The 17,427-nt window shown below is 59.4% G+C and carries 13 protein-coding genes, 3 pseudogenes and 1 other annotated feature; of the genes and pseudogenes, 10 read left to right on the forward strand and 6 right to left on the reverse strand.

Going from position 1 to position 17,427, the window contains the following annotated elements:
* Positions 1-272: 272 nt before the first annotated feature.
* From B0G80_RS42430 to B0G80_RS42440, 3 genes and pseudogenes are all read right to left on the reverse strand, one after another.
* Positions 273-1,278, reverse strand: a pseudogene (locus B0G80_RS42430) (IS110 family transposase).
* 309 nt (positions 1,279-1,587) lie between these two features.
* Positions 1,588-2,403: an FUSC family protein gene (locus B0G80_RS42435; RefSeq protein ID WP_147309995.1), complete on the reverse strand. Its 816-nt coding sequence runs from the start codon at positions 2,401-2,403 to the stop codon at positions 1,588-1,590.
* A gap of 383 nt (positions 2,404-2,786) precedes the next feature.
* Complete coding sequence (locus tag B0G80_RS42440) at positions 2,787-3,266, reverse strand: acyl-CoA thioesterase (protein ID WP_258879196.1); 480 nt, start codon at positions 3,264-3,266, stop codon at positions 2,787-2,789.
* Positions 3,267-3,564: 298 nt separating this feature from the next.
* Between B0G80_RS42440 and B0G80_RS46300 the strand changes: the two genes are divergently transcribed.
* The gene (locus tag B0G80_RS46300; RefSeq protein WP_181920184.1) at positions 3,565-3,732 is read left to right on the forward strand and encodes a hypothetical protein; all 168 of its coding nucleotides are present in this window, start codon (positions 3,565-3,567) and stop codon (positions 3,730-3,732) included.
* A gap of 575 nt (positions 3,733-4,307) precedes the next feature.
* Positions 4,308-5,036, forward strand: coding sequence for a response regulator (locus B0G80_RS42450; protein ID WP_116123459.1), 729 nt, complete (start codon positions 4,308-4,310; stop codon positions 5,034-5,036).
* Between the two features lie 11 nt (positions 5,037-5,047).
* On the opposite strand, the gene B0G80_RS42455 is transcribed toward B0G80_RS42450, so the two are convergent.
* Entirely contained in the window at positions 5,048-7,528 is a 2,481-nt protein-coding gene (locus B0G80_RS42455) for an ATP-binding protein (RefSeq protein WP_116123460.1), read from the reverse strand.
* 27 nt (positions 7,529-7,555) lie between these two features.
* Entirely contained in the window at positions 7,556-7,933 is a 378-nt protein-coding gene (locus B0G80_RS42460; RefSeq protein WP_116123461.1) for a response regulator, read from the reverse strand.
* 452 nt (positions 7,934-8,385) lie between these two features.
* Between B0G80_RS42460 and B0G80_RS42465 the strand changes: the two genes are divergently transcribed.
* The 7 genes and pseudogenes from B0G80_RS42465 (at position 8,386) to B0G80_RS42495 (ending at position 16,537) form a co-directional block, all read left to right on the forward strand.
* A complete protein-coding gene (locus tag B0G80_RS42465) occupies positions 8,386-8,931 on the forward strand; it encodes a sorbitol dehydrogenase family protein (RefSeq protein ID WP_116123462.1) in 546 nt (181 codons plus the stop codon).
* Between the two features lie 33 nt (positions 8,932-8,964).
* Entirely contained in the window at positions 8,965-10,608 is a 1,644-nt protein-coding gene (locus B0G80_RS42470) for a GMC family oxidoreductase (RefSeq protein WP_116123463.1), read from the forward strand.
* Between the two features lie 98 nt (positions 10,609-10,706).
* Positions 10,707-12,035: a cytochrome c gene (locus B0G80_RS42475; protein WP_258879197.1), complete on the forward strand. Its 1,329-nt coding sequence runs from the start codon at positions 10,707-10,709 to the stop codon at positions 12,033-12,035.
* 56 nt (positions 12,036-12,091) lie between these two features.
* Positions 12,092-13,270, forward strand: coding sequence for a porin (locus B0G80_RS42480; RefSeq protein ID WP_181920185.1), 1,179 nt, complete (start codon positions 12,092-12,094; stop codon positions 13,268-13,270).
* A 268-nt stretch (positions 13,271-13,538) separates the two neighbouring features.
* Positions 13,539-14,176, forward strand: a pseudogene (locus tag B0G80_RS42485) (IS6 family transposase).
* Positions 14,177-14,547: 371 nt separating this feature from the next.
* Entirely contained in the window at positions 14,548-16,140 is a 1,593-nt protein-coding gene (locus B0G80_RS47925) for a methyl-accepting chemotaxis protein (protein WP_116123466.1), read from the forward strand.
* A 205-nt stretch (positions 16,141-16,345) separates the two neighbouring features.
* Positions 16,346-16,537, forward strand: coding sequence for a hypothetical protein (locus B0G80_RS42495; RefSeq protein ID WP_116123467.1), 192 nt, complete (start codon positions 16,346-16,348; stop codon positions 16,535-16,537).
* Positions 16,538-16,547: 10 nt separating this feature from the next.
* On the opposite strand, the gene B0G80_RS45580 is transcribed toward B0G80_RS42495, so the two are convergent.
* On the reverse strand, positions 16,548-16,820 hold the full coding sequence (locus B0G80_RS45580; protein WP_147309996.1) for a hypothetical protein: 273 nt from the start codon (positions 16,818-16,820) through the stop codon (positions 16,548-16,550).
* 100 nt (positions 16,821-16,920) lie between these two features.
* Between B0G80_RS45580 and B0G80_RS42500 the strand changes: the two are divergent.
* A pseudogene (locus B0G80_RS42500) lies at positions 16,921-17,387 on the forward strand (IS3 family transposase); the annotation flags it as partial.
* Positions 17,193-17,309: a sequence feature (AL1L pseudoknot), on the forward strand. (Overlaps the previous pseudogene by 117 nt.)
* Positions 17,388-17,427: the final 40 nt, after the last annotated feature.

Below are 17,427 nucleotides of genomic sequence, written 5' to 3' on the forward strand. Positions count from 1 at the left end.
CATGTATGGACGACTCCCTGTTGTCAAGCAGTCTGGGTTCTCTGGCACTGGGTCGAGATTGCAGCCATGTATCCGGGCTTAGTTCACAGCAATCGCTGTGGGCCCACGATGAATATCCGCAGATGGGTGCCCCATCACAACCACGGGCTTGGTTGCCCTTGGTGCAAAGCGGGTTTGGCCCGCCACGGTCCGACCGTTGTGTCATCGAATTGAAGTCTGCTCAAGCAACCTCTGGAAAGTGAACGGCGTTGCGATGTTAAACGCTGGACCTGTCAATTCCTCGTACTGGGTTGTGCGGGCACATGGCTCGCCTGATAGGCCTGACCTCGTATCAGCATGGCCCACGCTGTCCGTGCATTCTTTGCCGCGAGCGCCACGGCAGCGATGTTTTTGTGTCGGCGTCGACACAGTTTCATCAGCCAGGAATCAGCCATCTCGGGCTTTGCGGCAGCCATGCGGATAACCGCGCGGGCGCCGTGAATCAGAAGTGTTCGTAGTGCTGTATCGCCGCGCTTGCTGATGCCGAGCAGCCGCGGCGTGCCACCGGAGGAATGCTGGCGCGGGACCAGACCCAGCCAGGCAGCGAGCTCCCTGCCGTTGCGAAAGGCTCGGACATCACCGATCGAGGCGGCGAGGGCCGACGCGGTAAGCGGTCCGATTCCGGGTATGGTTTCGAGAAGTTGGCCGGGCGCATCGCTACGATGGATCGCGCGGATACGCCCTTCCAGTTCGGCCACCTTGTTGCCAAGTTCGCGCAGGTGCTCAACAAGCATCTGGATGTGGAAAGAGCCGCTATGGCGCGCTGCCCCAGCAGTTGGATACCTTGTGGCAGCACGATGCCGAATTCACCCAGAAGTCCACGAATCTGATTGGCCAGTGCTGTGCGCGATTTGACCAGCCCGGCGGGCGCGCGATGTAGCGACAGAATTGTCTGTTGCGCCTGCGTGTTGACCGGTACGAAACGCATGTGGGGTCGTTGTATCGCCTCGCAGATTGCTTCGGCGTCGGCCGCATCAGTCTTGTTACTCTTTACGTAAGGCCGGACGAACTGCGGGGCGATCAGTCGAACGGTGTGTCCAAGCTTCGCGAGTTCCCGGCCCCAGTAGTGCGAAGAGCCGCATGCTTCCATGCCAATTACACACGGTTCGAGCGTTGCGAAATACCGGAGTACATCCGTGCGTCTCAGCTGTTTGCGTATAACGATGTGGCCTTGCAATCCACTGCGTGGACTTGCAGCACATTCTTGGCCAGATCCAGTCCAACAGTCGCTATCTTCATGATGAACTCCTATGCCGTGGATATCACGACCTCTCCACTCTGGCACAAACCTCTTGCTGCGTAGCGGGAGTCGTCCATCACATCACAACCCTCCGAAACTGCGCAAACGCTGCGCGGTCGGGGTCTCTGGAGACAGGCTGTTCGTGTCCGCTCCCGCTCGTGTTCATACTCACGAAGGATGAGGTTGTACACATCCGACGAACCAGTTGTCGAACCATACGCGACTCTCGGTTGAAAGGAGTGCGCCGGGACCGATACGCTGGTGAGCAACAAGGCCATTCGCCATTCGGTGCTCAACGATGGTCGGGCTCAACGTCGGCTCGATGCCGCCGGCCCTTTTAGCGACCGCGCGATCAAGTTCGTTCCCAGCACGAAGACGATGCCGATTATGCTGCCGATAGCGACGTCTATTGCGCGGTCGTCGGCTGAAAATATGGCATGACCAGCGACGATGATTGCGACGGCGTGCAGCGCGCATCTCGTGCCGAATGCTACGACATACTGATTGAACGCGACGAGCGTCAATACGATCGCGGCCGTCAATACGTCGGGCAGTAGCGCGGCGTGTGGCATGAGGATTCCCACCAGCATACCGGCAGGCACGCCGACCATCGCCCCCATCATCCGGTCTTTCCATTTGGCGCGGGCCGTCGCAACGTCACCGGTGACGACGCTGGCGGCCGACCAGACCAGCCATTGCGCGTAGTGAACGTGGTGCCACTCGACGAGCGATGCGGCGACGCCGACGGCGAGGCCAGCGGCGATTATCCCTTCGAAATAGCCGGGTGACGGTGTTTCCGAGACTTGCCGAACGGCGAGCCAACCATGGCTGTTCGATCTGTCCACGCACCGATTCGCACGATAAGAAATGATCGCGTGAAGTATGACGGGTAATGCCGCGCAAAGTAGATAGGGGAGCGTGTTGAGGCCGAGGAGACCAAGCTGCGCCAGATTCCGCCCGTTCGCATCGTTCGCCGTGACGCAGGCGAGGTAGAGGACGGGGATGAAGGTGAAGGAGCCTGTCCAGAGCATCTCTGTGCCTGCGGCAGTGACGGCCACGCAGCCCATCGCGAGCAACACTGATGCAATAACGAACAAAGCCGGCTTTCCGGCGGATATGGTCATTGCGACAAAACCGAGACCTACGACGAGCGTATGCAGCAGCACCCAAGTGGGGCGAGGCGCGATCGCTCCGCCGCAATAAACGCTGAAACGGTCACGATTTCGACGCGGAACCACATCGGGTTACCTGCAGTAAACGGGAGACGACTAACGATTTTTTCCTCTTATGGCCACGTCCGGGCCGAGGCGGGGCGCCCATCCGGACTTCTGTACGTCTTATCATACGGGCAGCGGTCCGCGCTCTATCTCAGTCGCCACGAACAGCGCGGACATCGAGTATCGGGTGCCATGCCCCCTACACATGCAGCCGGTTGAGTTCTTCAGCGCACGGGCTACAGCGCGATGCCCGCTGTACGCCCCTCGGAATGACAGGTAGCATAAGCCGCTCAGTGCATCGTATCTGCTTCGACGTGCCCTGCTGCATCAGTGTTGCCCGCCACCGGCGGCACCACAGGCGACATGTTCACGTTCTTGCGGTACCGAGCAAACGCCTCATCCGCATGACAGATCTTCGTCCGCCCGTGCGGTGCCGGCTCGCCGTTCTCGTTGAGATTGACGAACACCATCTTCTCAACAGTCAGAATGCTTTTGCGGGTGATCTTGTTGCGGACTTCGCAGCGCAGCGTGATTGACGTGCTGCCGAAGTGCGTCGCGGTCATGCCGAGCTCGATGATGTCGCCTTCACGCGCAGAGCTGACGAAATCGATCTCCGACATGAACTTCGTGACAACGCGCTCGTTGGCGAGCTGGCAGATCGCATAGATTGCGGCTTCCTCGTCGATCCAGCGCAGGAGGCTGCCACCGAACAGCGTGCCGTTGGGGTTCAGGTCTTCGGGCTTGACCCATTTGCGGGTATGAAAATTCATCGGGTATCCCATCATTGAAAGTAGCACGGCCCTGATTAGGGAAGCGCAATAAGGGTTAACACGTAACTGTCTATGTTAGGGTTTTCCCTTAATGGTGGCAAGGAAGAAAAAAACCGACTCGAGGCCGGCTTGCCCATGCGCTAATCTTGTCGGCGCTTTTATATGTGATATGTCCTGTCCTACTGTGTCAACAACGCGTCGTGACACCGCCTTTTTGACTCCGTCAGAACTCGGCTACGAGGGCGACACTCGCGCGGAGCGCAGGTCAACGCATGCGGGCGTGGGAGTTCTCCCAGCAATGAGTCGGCGCATCCGATTCGAGCTGCCATGGAATGGCAAAAAGATGATGGACCTGTTTAGCGATCGCCTCATCGACACGTTCGCCATGGTTCCGAAAAGCAAGACGCCGCCGGGTGGGAAACACTGGCCGGCGAGCGGTCGACTTACCGCAATCGTCGATGAATGAGAGAAAAAGCGCCCAGCCGCTAAGGTCTGAGCGAAGCCACTGGGAGCCCGACGGCGGAAGTATTCAGATATTGGCAAAACAGGCCTGCTCTCGCCAGAAACTGCGAGAGCGGGCCCTTTCACTTTTCAGGAGCGACACCATGCGGTGCCCGCAACGCGTTCAGGCTCTACCTGCTGAACTGTTGGGCGGGGATTTGGGTGCGACGTAGCAGCACTTCCCAAACCCGCCGGCATCTCTTCGGGTTCGAACGGTTTCGTCAGATGATCACCGCCGCCAGCGCGCAGTCCCCGAGCGCGATTGGAGAAGTAACGGCGGGGAGACCGGATGAGGAGTCCGGTGTTGCGCCAGCCAGTGCCGGGGCCCGCCGTTAGAAGGATTGCCGCCGGTGCCGCAGCCGCTGTCGCATTGCACTCGAGCAAGAGACCTCCTCAGCGCTACAACAATGACGCGCCCTGCCGGTTTGACCGACCCACCTCCGCTTCCCTTTATCACTATAATGTCGCACGCAGCGTTTCGAACGTCGACTGCCCAAGCACAGTACCGCCGCAATCGCGCCTCGCACCAGGCTTCATGGTATGACCGAACACCAAATTCAACACATATTGGTCGTTGACGACGATCCGGCCATGCGCAAGCTCATTTCCGAGTACCTGACGGAGAATGATTTTCGTGTGACGGTCGCGGCTGACGGCAGGAAAATGGCTGCTGCGCTTAGGGAACATTCAATCGATCTAGTTGTTCTCGACCTGCGACTGCCAGATGAGGATGGCATTACCATTGCGCGTCGGCTGCGCGAGCAATCCTCCCTTCCGATCGTCGTCGTATCGGGGCGGCTTCACGAAGCCGACCGCGTGATGGCGCTTGAATTGGGCGCGGACGACTACCTGACCAAACCATTCAGCCTGCGGGAACTGCTGGCCCGTATCCGAACGGTGTTGCGGCGCACGGCGATCAAACAGTCGCAGACCGGACGCCATGCCGATGCGCGCGTGTATCGCTTTGCCGGGTGGGAACTTGACATCAGTGCCCGCCGGCTGACGTCCCCGACGGGGGCGCGCGTCGTGCTGACCAACGGCGAGTTCTGTCTGCTCAATGCGTTTCTGGCGTCTCCTGGGCGGATCTTAACGCGTGAACAGTTGCTGGAAGCGAGCCGTTTGCATGACGACGTCTATGACCGATCGATCGACGTGCAAATTCTCCGGCTGCGCCGCAAGATCGAGGAGGATCCGTCGCATCCGCAATACATCCGGACCGAACGCGGTGCCGGTTACATTTTTTCTGCCGTCGTCGAAACGGCAGCATAGGGCAACGCTGGTCAAGTGGCCGTTTCGTCATCCTCCCGCGCAAGGACGCGGCTCAATGCTCGGGCTATGTCGGCCTGGCGCACGGGCTTGCGCAAGACTGCGGAGATATGGATCGCTTTTGCTTCGCGTTCCAGCACCGCGCTGTTATTTCCGCTCACCAGAAGGATGGGGATGTCAGGTCGAATCGCGTGAATCCGCAAAGCGAGTTCGATGCCCGTCATATTCGGCATCGTCTGGTCCGTCACGACTACATCGAAACGCTGCGGATTCGCGTGAAAGGCTAGCCACGCCGCTTCGCTGGAAGTGAAACCTATGGGTTCGTATCGAAGCTCGGCGAGAACTTCCTCGCCGAGCCCGACAAGCGCCTCTTCGTCATCGACCAGTAGTACCGATTGGCCGTTGCCGAGCGGCAGCGCCGCTCGCAGCGGATCCACATCCGCCTCCACAGCATCGATTACCGGCAAGTACACATCGAAGCTTGCCCCCTCACCCGGCGCACTGCGCACGTTGACCGCACCGCTGTATTCGCGAACGATACCTTCGACTAGCGCAAGGCCCAGTCCCGTTCCTTCGCCTGCTTTGCGGGTAGTGAAGAAGGGGTTAAATATCCGCTCCAGAAGCTCAGGCGAGATGCCGACGCCACTGTCGCGCACACTCAGCCTGACGAAATCGCCTGGCCCGAGCGCTCCGTGCGAAAACGATCGGGGTGCCTCGAGTCGGTGCAGCGCCAGCTCAAGGCGAATCGTGCCGCCGTGCGGCATCGCATGGACCGCGTTGCTGCACAAGTTCGTCACGACCTGATGCAAATGCGCCGGATCTCCAGCAATGAACGCGTAAGGGGCGTCCAGTTGGACATCGAGCCGGATGGTGTCCGGCAACCGGATGCGCATCAGATCGATCGTCTCCGTTATCACCTGCTCGACATGGACGGGCAGCCGCGTGGTTAATCCGCTGCGGCTGAATGTCAGAATTCGTTCGACGAGCGATCGCGCACGGTCACCCGCCTTCAGCATCTGCTCGACATAGCGCTGTTCCGGGGAACCCTTCGCTACTGCGTGAAGAGCCCGCTCGCCATAACCGAGTATCGCGCCGAGGATGTTATTGAAGTCGTGAGCGATGCCGCCCGCAAATGTACCAAGCGCCTCGAGCTTCTGCGACTGCCTGAGTTGGCTCTCGAGCAGGCGCCGCGCCTGCTCGTCGTCACGGCGCTGGGTCACGTCTTCGACGGTGGAGACGAGCAGGTCAGTCAGATGAGGTGCCGCACGATGGGATGGTTCAACCGACACAGTGACACGTGCAATGTTCATGACGGTCCACACTACACGGCCATCGCGATGCAGATAGCGCTTCTCGAAGCGCACGCTGTCATGCTCGCCGCACACCAACTGGTCAATGTGACGCTGTGTCAGTTGGATGTCGTCAGGATGCGTGATGTCCGCAGGCATCATTTGCTCGAGCTCTGCCGTCGAGTAGCCGACCATGCGCTGAAATGAGGGATTGACCGCCATGTAATGGTCTCTCGGACGCAGCAACATGATGCCGACTGGCGCGTTGTCGAATACCGCGCGCCATCGTTGCTGGCTCGATCGCAACTGACTGTTGACCCGCCTCAGATTCCGCAACTGCCGGACTAACGCAACGGCGAGCACCATGATGAACAGCGACAATACGGCGGCGCCGATCAGCTCATCAATGGTCAGAGTGCGCCACATCGCAAGCGCAACGGCTTCTTCGCGCGAGACCTCGATTGCCAGCGGAAAATGGGGCACCGGCCTGTGTACGTAGCGCGTCTGCGTCTGAGTCCGGTCCGCGGGCAGGCGATCTTCGAAAACGACTACAGGTGTTCCGTCGGTCCGCAGCAGCCGAATGGCGGTTCCGGGGCCGAGACCGACCTGCTCATAGAACTTGCGAAAATACTCGTATTCAATCCCGGCAACAATGGCGCCTTTAAACTGGCCTTGTGCGTCTTCGAGCCGCCGCGCGACCACAAACATGGGCCGTCCCTCGGAGAGACTCTTGAATGGCTCGCTAATCGCCAGTGCATTGCCGCTCGCTCTTTGCAGTTGCTGGAAGTATGTTCGGTCGGCGACACTTAGCGGCTTCGTCGTCAACAGTGTGGTGGCAGTCCGGTTGCCGGCCGCATCGAAAATCTCGAGATGGTGAATCTGTGGCACACCGTTGATCTCTTCGCGCAGGAACGCGTCGGAGTCGGCGGGAGATGTCTGCGTGCGCCTCGGATCGAGCGCCCACGTAGACGTGCGCACCAGAATGAATTCAATGCCTTGCAGGGAGCGCGCGGTTTGTTCCGCAAGCGCCCTGGCGAGACTCGACAGCTCCCGCTCGTTGTACTCGAGCGTAAGCCGGCGGAATCGCGCGATGTCGGCGACCGCGCCGACCCATAGCAGAACAATCAGCAGCCCGCCGCCTAACCCAATGAGCCAGTATCTGCCGGGCCACGGAAAGCCGCACTTTGGGCGTGTCGTGTCTACCATGTCGAATCCCCTCTGCAAGCTGGCATTTTAAGGCGGTCCGAGCAGTGCCTTGACTGAAGCAAGGAGTTCCTTGCCACTGAACGGCTTGGCGAGCGCACAGTCCACCCCGAGCTGCTGGATCAATGCGCCAGCTAGCGCTGGACTGGATTTGAAGTAGCCCGAAATCGCGACGATCGCCGCCGCTGGAAAGCGCTCGCGCAACGCGTCGATTGTCTCGATTGCACCGAGTTTCGGCTCTTTCAGGTCAACGACGATGAGCTTCGCGGATCGCATCTCGCGGACGAAATGCGTGCGCTGCCCCCCGGATTCTACGACGTTATATCCAGCGTCCCGCAGCCACAGTGCAATCAGCTCGCGGATGGACGAGTCGTCTTCGATGACGAGAATGTCTGGTTGGGGTTGCACAGTTCAAATCCCGCTTTTCACAGAATTGCCGATATTTTCAAAGAATTGCCCGTAGTACGAGCCAAGCCATAGCGCTCAGCCGCACCCGGTATCAACATTGAGCCAGACGAGAGTCACAGAATTGTTTCATCGGCACAGCAGAAAACTACAAATGAAACAAACGCCGCGAGGCTACGAATAGCGATGTGCGCCTGCTGTAAAGCCGCTTACACCACGTGTGGTACTTGCCTGGCGGGGCAATTACACGGCGCCAGGCCGGTTTCAACTGTAATAAAGGGCGATATCGTCGAAATCTTTTGGTAACCGAAACTACCGATGATGCGTCACCAAGACGCACGCCTGCTTGCATCAGGCTGCCAGTTTCAGCGTTCTCCGCGCAGTGCCAAAGGCACGATCCCTGAGTGAACGAACCAACCAATCCGTTGCAGCCCTTGGGTGTGAGGACACAGCCTATGCCTGATCCATATCGTGATGACTCTCCGACCGCGTTCAGTCTTTCCCGTCGCAGAGTGCTATTAGGCGCCGCATTTCTGGCTGGGAGTCTTGCACTTTCGACACTGCCGGCACTCTCGGCAGAAACGGGAGTGTCGTCAGAGTCCACCGCACAGTTCATGGAGATATCAACACTCTTGATACCGCATCGTCTGGATGCGGACATAGGAAAGCGCATGGCTCAGGCGATGGGTGCATTGCGCCCGTCGCTTCCCAGCGATATAGCGGCGCTTCTCTCGATTGCGAAGAAGTGCAACGCGCGGATAGTCGAGGACTTCTTCCCCGATATTCCCGAAGGTCCGCTCAAGCAAACCGCGCTCGCGATCATTTCCGCCTGGTACATGGGTGTGTTGGTCGATGCGCCCGATGCAGAAGTGTTTGCTTACGAGCAAGCCCTGATGTATCGGCCGACAAGGGATGTGATGACGATCCCCTCCTATGCGAAATCTGGGCCGAACGGGTGGAATGCCGAAGCGCCCCCGCTCACGGACATGCCTCGATTTTAAGTTTATTACGCGTAGAACATAAGGGAATTGCAGATGGCAAGTGATGACAGCGCCGATCTCGTCGTCGTGGGTACCGGGGTAGTGGGATGTTTGATCGCCGAGCAGGCACTTGACGCAGGCTTGTCCGTGCTGATGCTCGAGGCGGGGCCTCGTGTGGAGCGCTGGAGAATCGTCGAGAACTTTCGCAATCTTCCTCCGAGCCTTCGAACACACTGGAACGCCCCGTATCCGCCGAAACCATGGGCGCCGCACCTCGAAACGCGCACGGCGCACGAGCAGGAGGAATACCTTCAACTGGAAGGCCCCAATGCACGTGCGTACATGCAGGGTTACGTACGGTACGCCGGCGGCGCAACCTGGCACTGGGCCGGAATCTGCTGGCGTGTCACGCCGGAAGACATGCGTCTGAAGAGTCTGTATGGCGTGGGCCGCGATTGGGCATTCGGCTACGACGTGTTGGAACCGTACTACACGCGTGCCGAATATGCGTTGGGTGTGAGCGGGCCGTCGGATTCCGCGTTGCAATGGCCGCCAACGGCAAAGCGCTCTAAACCGTATCCGATGGGTCCCATCCCGTTCGGTCCTGGTGAGCAGCGCCTGACAGAAGTGGCCGCCAAGCTGGGGCTCGTGAACTTGCCGGCGCCCCAGGCACGCAATAGCGGCGTGTCGTATCACGGTCGCCCGCCGTGCTGCGGCAATAACAACTGCTTTCCAGTGTGCCCCATCGCGGCGAAATACGATGCGGCAACGGCATTGCCGCGGATCGAGGCGAAGGGTGGCCGCATTCTCGCGAATGCGGTCGTCTATCGAGTGGAAACCGGCGACAAAAACGCGGTGCAGGCGGTGCACTATTTCGACCCGGACAAACGCTCACACAGGGTAACGGGCAAGGTCTTCGCGATCGCGTGCAACGGCATCGAGACGCCGAAGCTCCTGTTGCTGTCCAGGGACGAGCGCAACGCAAACGGCGTGGCCAACAGTTCCGATCAGGTCGGACGCAACATGATGGACCAACCCAAACTGTTCGCCGAGATAGAAATGAGCGAGCCGCTATGGACGGGTGTAGGTCCAGTCCAGAGCAGCAGCATCATGAATACGAGCCAGGGCGAGTTCCGCAGTCGCTACGCGGGCGCCATGTTCCGTATGGAAAACGCGGCACGCAGCGCTAGTGGAGGTGTCGCGGCATTGCAAAAGGGGCTCGTTGGTAAGGCGCTCGACGCGGAGATCCGCCGGCTTTCGGCCTGTACAGCGAAGCTCACCGTCGAGCACGAACCGCTTCCTTTGCCCGACAACCGTCTGACTTTGTCGAGCAAGAAAGATTGGCTCGGTATCAACAAGCCGAACATTCATTATGACGTCGGCGACTACGTACGCCGGAGCGCGAAGGAATATACGGTGCCCCTCCTGCGGCGGCTCGCGGCCGAACTCGGTGCGACCAAGGTGAACTTGACGCCGGAATTTCTCAACAGCGATCACATCATGGGCGGCTGCATCATGGGCGCCGATCCGTCGACGTCCGTCGTCGACGTGGATTGCCGCGCGCACGATCATCACAACCTTTTCCTGCCGGGCGGCGCGGCGATGACCACCGGTGGCAGCGGTAACAGCACGATCACGATGGCGGCACTGGCGCTGAAAGCCGGCGACGCGATCGTCGCTCAACTCAAGCACAGTTAATCATGCGCAACATCAATATTCACCTTGGCCGACTATCGGCGGTCCTAGCCGGAATGTTGGTTGCCGTCTGCGCGCATGCTGCTGACGATTCCGATCAGATGGCATTGATCAAGCGCGGAGCGTATCTGGCGACGGCCTCTGATTGCGTCGCCTGCCACACGGCTTCGCACGGAAAGCCGTTTGCCGGCGGATTGCCCATCAGTACGCCAGTGGGCACAGTGTATTCGACCAACATCACACCATCGATGGAAGACGGGATAGGGCAATACACGGAAGAGGACTTTTCCCACGCGATTCGTCTCGGCATTCGGCGCGATGGCGCAAACCTTTATCCCGCGATGCCGTACACGTCATACGCGCGCTTTAACGATGCGGATACGCAGGCGTTATACGCGTATTTCATGCATGGAGTGAAGCCTGTGGACGAGCCAGCTCCGAAAACAAGCCTGCCGTTTCCAATGGACATACGCGCGTCGATGAAAGTCTGGAACGGGTTGTTCCTCGATACGAAACCGTTTGTTGCGGACCCGCATCACTCGGTCGAATGGAACCGCGGCGCCTATCTGGTGGAAGGCGCGGCCCATTGCAGCGCTTGCCATACCCCGCGTGGCTTCCTGATGCAGGAGGACACGAACCGCGACTTGGCCGGCGCGCAGGTCGGGCCATGGTACGCGCCCAACGTCACGTCCGATACGGCGAGCGGCATCGGCACGTGGACCCAGGAAGAACTCGTAGCGTATCTGCGTTCGGGACGCGTGCCGGGCAAGGCTCAGGCAGCCGGCAGTATGGGCGAAGCGGTCGAGCATAGCTTCCAATACCTCGATTCGACGGACATCGAGGCCATGGCGACTTACGTCAAGAGCGCGCCGGCTGTTCATGACCCAGCCGCTGAAGGAACGCGTTTTACCGCCGGAAACATGTCCTCGGATTTGAGCTCGCTTCGCGGAACCGACGGCATCCGCTCGGTTGACGTCGGGATCCCGACAGGTGCGGAACTGTTCCAGGGGAATTGTGCGTCCTGTCACTCGGCTCACGGTGAAGGCAGCAAGGACGGGTACTACCCGAGCCTCTTCCACAATTCAGCCACGGGTGCACATGACCCGAACAACCTGATCGCCGCCATTCTGTATGGCGTGAATCGCAAGACTTCCGACCGACAGGCTTTCATGCCGGGCTTCGGCGGCAAGCCAACCGATGCCATGCAGCTCAGCGATCAGGACATTGCGCTGCTGGGTAACTACGTCCTGAAGACTTATGGGCGCGCCGATACGGTCATCACGGAGCAAGACGTCGCCGAGGTGCGCCACGGCGGACCGTCGTCGAACCTTATCGCGCTTGCGCGTGGGGGCATGGCTGCAGGCGCGGTGGTCATTGTGCTTCTCGTGCTTGCTTTCGTCGTCCGTCGCAGAAGAAGGCCCTCCCTCTGATTCGTCGGATATTTCCTGGCGCAGTTATCGCAACCCGTTTTCGAATTGAGGATAAGTTGAAGAGATTCCTATTGGCCGCACTACTGGGCCTGGCTTACGCCGGTAGCAGCTACGCCCAAAGCGCGGTGACGTTATACGGCATCATCGATACATCCGTCACCTATGCGAGCAATCAGCGTACGGGCGCCGCTGGGTCGCCAGGAAGCAGCAACGTAGCAATGAGCAGCGGCAACCTCAGTAGTTCGCGATGGGGCCTGCGTGGGAATGAAGACTTGGGCGGCGGCCTGTCGGCGGTCTTCACACTGGAGAACGGCTTCTCGAGCGTGAACGGACAAGCCGCGAACGGTGGCAAAGACATGTTCGGACGGCAGGCTTTCGTGGGCTTGCAATCGAAGCAGTACGGTTCGCTCACATTCGGCAGACAGTACGATTTCATTGAAGCGTTCGCCGATCCGTTGGGTGCGTCCGGTCCGGGCTGGGGAGGCAATCTGGCCATGCACCCCTTCGATAACGACGATTCCGTCAACATCTTTCGTCTCAACAACTCGGTCAAGTACATCAGTCCAACATATCGAGGCCTTAAATTCGGGGCGATGTATGCTTTCTCGAACGTAGCCGGCCAATTCTCGAACAACGCCGCCTACAGTGCCGGGGTCTCTTACGAGAACGGGCCGCTCAGCCTCGCCGCCGCCTATCTGGACGTCAACCGTAGCGCCGACCCTGCGGCCGCCAATGCAACCGGCGCCGTCAGTACGGCGGACGGCACTGCGCCGATCACTGGGGGCAGCCAGCAGATCTGGACGCTGGCCGGGCGGTATCGGGCCGGTCCAGCCTCAGTCGGCCTTGCGTGGTCGCACTCGAGTACCGACTCGTTGACCGGTGTCCTGCACGGTAGCGGTGTCACGCCGTTGGTCGGCAAAAATCTGACCTTCGACAATTTCTCGGTCGACGGCCGCTACTTTTTGACGCCTGCGTTCAGCCTTGGCGCAGCCTACACATACACCGAAGGCCGGTTCAGCACCGATACCGAAACAACACGTCCCAAGTGGAACCAGGTCGTCCTTCAGAGCGACTACAAGCTTTCCAGGCGCACCGACGTTTATCTCGAAGGCGTGTATCAGAGTGTCAGCGGTGGCAATGGTAATCACGTGTTCGATGCGTCTATCTTTACGCTGACGCCCTCGTCCAACAGTAATCAGGTTGTTGTTGCGGCGGGCTTGCGGCACAGCTTTTAAAATCTACCGGTGCCGGCGTGAGATGGAGTTCCACGCGGCGCAGCGCCGTCTCACGAATCAACGAAATACTTACGCATGACCTCGGCCAGTTGCCACGAGGCAAGCGCGGTGCATCCAAACACGACCTCGCGCATTCTCTTGTACCAACGCTTACGAAAGCTCGGTGTCGCGGTCGACACCAATCGTCTGCGCCAGTAGTATTGGCGTTGTCAGGTTGTTGGGCCGGTGACGTACGCTCTATTATGGTCGTCGTGTCCTAGCCGACGTCATCAGCTGCGTTGTGCGCTGGTGTTCCGCTTTCAGTTGCGTTTGCGCGACATCAAGGCGCTGCTCTTCGGGCGCGGCGTGAGCGTGACATACGAGACAATCCGATGCCGGAGCGATAAGACTGGCAAGGCTTCGCTCACCAAGGTGAAAACCGCACTGCGCAATCTCGGTATTAAGTGGCACCTCGACGAGGTGTTCGCTACCCTGCGTGGCGAACTGTATCTGCTATGGCGGGCGGTCGATGAGCATGGCACCGAACTCGACATCCTGATGTGAAAGCGGCGCGACAAGGCTGTGGCCAAACCTTTCTTCAAGAGCGTGCTGCGCTCGAGCCCCGTGCCGCGCAAAATGGTCACCGATCATTTGCGCAGCTATCCGGCGGCAAAAGCCGAGATCCCGGAGCTTGCGAACGTGAAGCACGTATTCGTCAAAGCGACCGCTCGGCTGCACAATCGAGCGGAGAACAGCCACCAACCGAACCGCGGGCGCGAGCGGCGCATGCGCGGCTTTCGCGACCCGAAACACACACAGAAATTTCTCTCGTGCTTCGGACCGATCCGGCAACACTTCGCATTGAAGCGGCATCTGATACCCGCCTCCCTCTATCGAAAACAATTCGCAGCCCGTTTCGTTGCATGACGTGAATTAACCAAACTGGCCCAAATTCCGTCGACTGCTATCTGACAAGTCATCACCTCCGCCGTCGTGCCGTCTCCCTCTCGGCAAGTTGACAATGCCTCATCCAGAGTCTGGGTGGCATTTTGTCGCATCAAGTCAATTTTTGTTAAACGTTCGACCGGCCTGAGCCGATATGTAAATACCCACCACTGCATCGGGTCGACCGGATGGCACAAGAGTCCATCTAGTCTCCACTGCCAACAGTCGATGCAGGTGATGCCTACGGCACGTAGCAGTCCAGCACCCAAGACCTACCGCCGAGATTGAGCTCCTCGCAGGAGCGCTCGATCTGAGGTATGTGACTCTTTCAAAACGCAAAACAGGGGTGAAGCATGAAGTTGAAGATTGGGGTCCGGCTTGCAGCTACTTTCGGCGCTGTACTTGCTTTCTTACTGTTGATCTGCGTGACTGCCAGCGTCCTGATGGCGCACATGAATTCGAACACGCAAAGCATAGTCAGCGATCGCGCTGCGAAGCAGAAGCTCTGGAACGAACTCAAGGACGGGACTTTAGAGGTAAGTCTGCGGGCGTACGACGCGCTCGACGAACCGTCACCCGAAGTACAACGAGACGCGCTCGCGAAAATCCATGCGCAGGTCGACCGGGACCAGGAGATTTACCGAATCATGGCGACCAATGTTAATACGGCAACCGGGCGGATTCTCTTTGATCGCTTGACGCGGGCTCACGATTCTTACTCAGCGGCAATGAAGCCAGTGTATGCGCAATTGGCGGCGCATGACACTAATGGGGCGCGCGCAACGCTGCTAGCGACAGTGCCGCTGCGAGTCACCCTATTCAAGGCGCAGGATGAATTGCTGAATCTTAACCAGACCCTGATGGATGCCGCCGCGAAGGACAGCCTCGACGCATACGACACGGCGCGCGCCGTCCTCTGGGGAGCTGCGATCCTAGCGCTGGTGGTCAGCCTGATACTGTGCGTAGTGGTCACGCGTTCGATCGTCCGTCCTTTGCAGCAGGTGGTCGACGGAGCCAATGCCCTGGCGAAAGGCGACCTTTCCGTTCAGGTAAACGTAGTGCGCCAAGATGAAGTCGGCGCGCTGGCCGATTCGATAAATCGGGCGATTAGCCAGCTGGCGGTCATCGTCGGAGGCGTCAAACAGGCAAGCCATGCGATTTCGTCTGCCACCCAACAGGTGGCGGCAGGAAACACCGATCTGTCACAGCGCACTGAAGAGCAGGCCGCGTCGCTTGAGGAAACCGCCTCGAGCATGGAGGAGCTGACAGCGACGGTTCGTCAGAACGCGCAAAACGCACAGCAGGCGAGCACCCTGGCCAGTCAGGCATCGCTGGTCGCGCAGCGGGGTGGAGATGAGGTCATCCGCGTAGTCGAGACCATGCGCGGGATCTCCGACAGTTCAGCCAAGGTGGCGGAGATTATCAGCGTGATCGAAGGCATCGCGTTCCAGACCAACATCCTCGCGCTCAACGCAGCGGTCGAAGCCGCGCGCGCCGGGGAGCAGGGCCGCGGCTTCGCCGTGGTAGCGAGCGAGGTTCGCTCGCTCGCGCAACGCAGTGCGACGGCCGCAAGGGAAATCAAGAACCTGATTGGCGAATCGGTGGATTGCGTGAATGCCGGTTCGAAACTCGTGGAGGAAGCGGGCGGCACGATCCGGGAGATTGTCCAGTCGGTAAAGCGCGTGACCGACATCATGGGTGAAATCTCGTCGGCGTCGGCAGAACAGAGCACCGGTATTGAGCAGGTCAACCAGGCGGTCAGCCAGATGGACCAGGTGACCCAACAGAACGCCGCGCTGGTCGAGGAAGCCTCGGCCGCCGCGCATTCGATGGCCGAACAGGCTCAGGCGTTGCGTGACGCGGTGGCTGTCTTCAAGGTCGACGACCGGGACCCTCGCGTCTTGGCTGATCGCTTGGCCGACTGGCAGCATTCTGAGTCGAGCTAGATGCCTGTCAGACTTGAAAAGTCGACGCGCAATGCAGGGCGGTCAAACGATTAAGAACTGGAGGCACACCTCTTTGACTGCCCTGTAGTTCGCGGATTTGTCAAACATTTATGCAGTTTCTTGGCGGGCGCCGAAAGTCCGGCAGACTCCTGGGAGTTGGCAATTTGAACGAAATGCTTGCCCGAATTGCTTTCCTCATGACCGCGTGCACGAAGACCATGAACACGCCTGGCGCGAGGACGATGTTCTGAGTAAGTTCTTCAAGCCTTCTTGCCACCTGATGGCGGCGAGGCGCTCGGGGGTCTCCGGCTCACTCCGGCAGGGTATTGGAAAAGCACTGTCGATGATGGACGACGTGCCGCTGCCCGCCGAATATCACTCGACGATGCCTCAATGAGCCCCATACATCAATCCGGAGGGCGGCCGGTTGAAGGTTGAATATTGCCAGTTTCTAGCGCAGGCGGTACGAACGCTGGTGTCGTTGCAAAGCGCACCATTACTTTATCGCCCGTAAGCAGCGCTCGCAACTTACCTTCGGTCTGCTCCACCGAGCGCCTGAGCAGATTCGCGTTCAGCTTGTGATTCATCGCGATGGCGGCAATCCATACGCCGGTCCCCGGCTGGCAGTCTCCACTTTGGCTTTTGAAGTCCGCTATAGTGCCGAGTTCGACGCCGGCCAAGCGGCAAATGTTCTTCGACAGTGTTCACGTGTCCACCTATTTTGAACTGCACCCAAAAAGGAGGACTGAACCGCACCGGATTTTGTGGAGGCTCCAACTCTTGAGACAATGGAGCCATGAACAAGAAGGTAACCAAGTTTTCCCCGAAGTCCGAGGGCACGCAGTGCGTCTGGTGCGCGAGCAGCGTGGCAAACATCCGTCGATGCGGGCGGCGGTCGAATCGAATGCGCCGATGATCGGCTGCACACCGCAGACACTGCACGAGTGGGTCAAGCGCGACCAGGTCGACCACGGTGAGCGCGAGCGCCTCAAGGCCTTGGAGCTCGAAGTTAAGGAGTTGCGTCATGCCAACGAGATTCTCAAGGTCGCGAGCGCGCTTTTCGCCCAGGCGGAGCTCGACCGCCGTTTCAAGTACTGAAGGCCTTCATCGATCAGCATCGCGAAACCTTCGGGGGCGAGCCGATCTGCAAGGTCTTGCGGATTGCCCCGTCGGGCTACCGACGCCATGCCGCGCAGCTTCGTGATCCGGCGCGGCGCTCTGTTCGCGCAATCCGCGATGAATGTCTGCGGCTGTGAACTGCTGTGAGAAACCGACACTAGACGGCGG

The organism is Paraburkholderia sp. BL6669N2, from assembly GCF_003387275.1.
GTDB lineage: Bacteria > Pseudomonadota > Gammaproteobacteria > Burkholderiales > Burkholderiaceae > Paraburkholderia.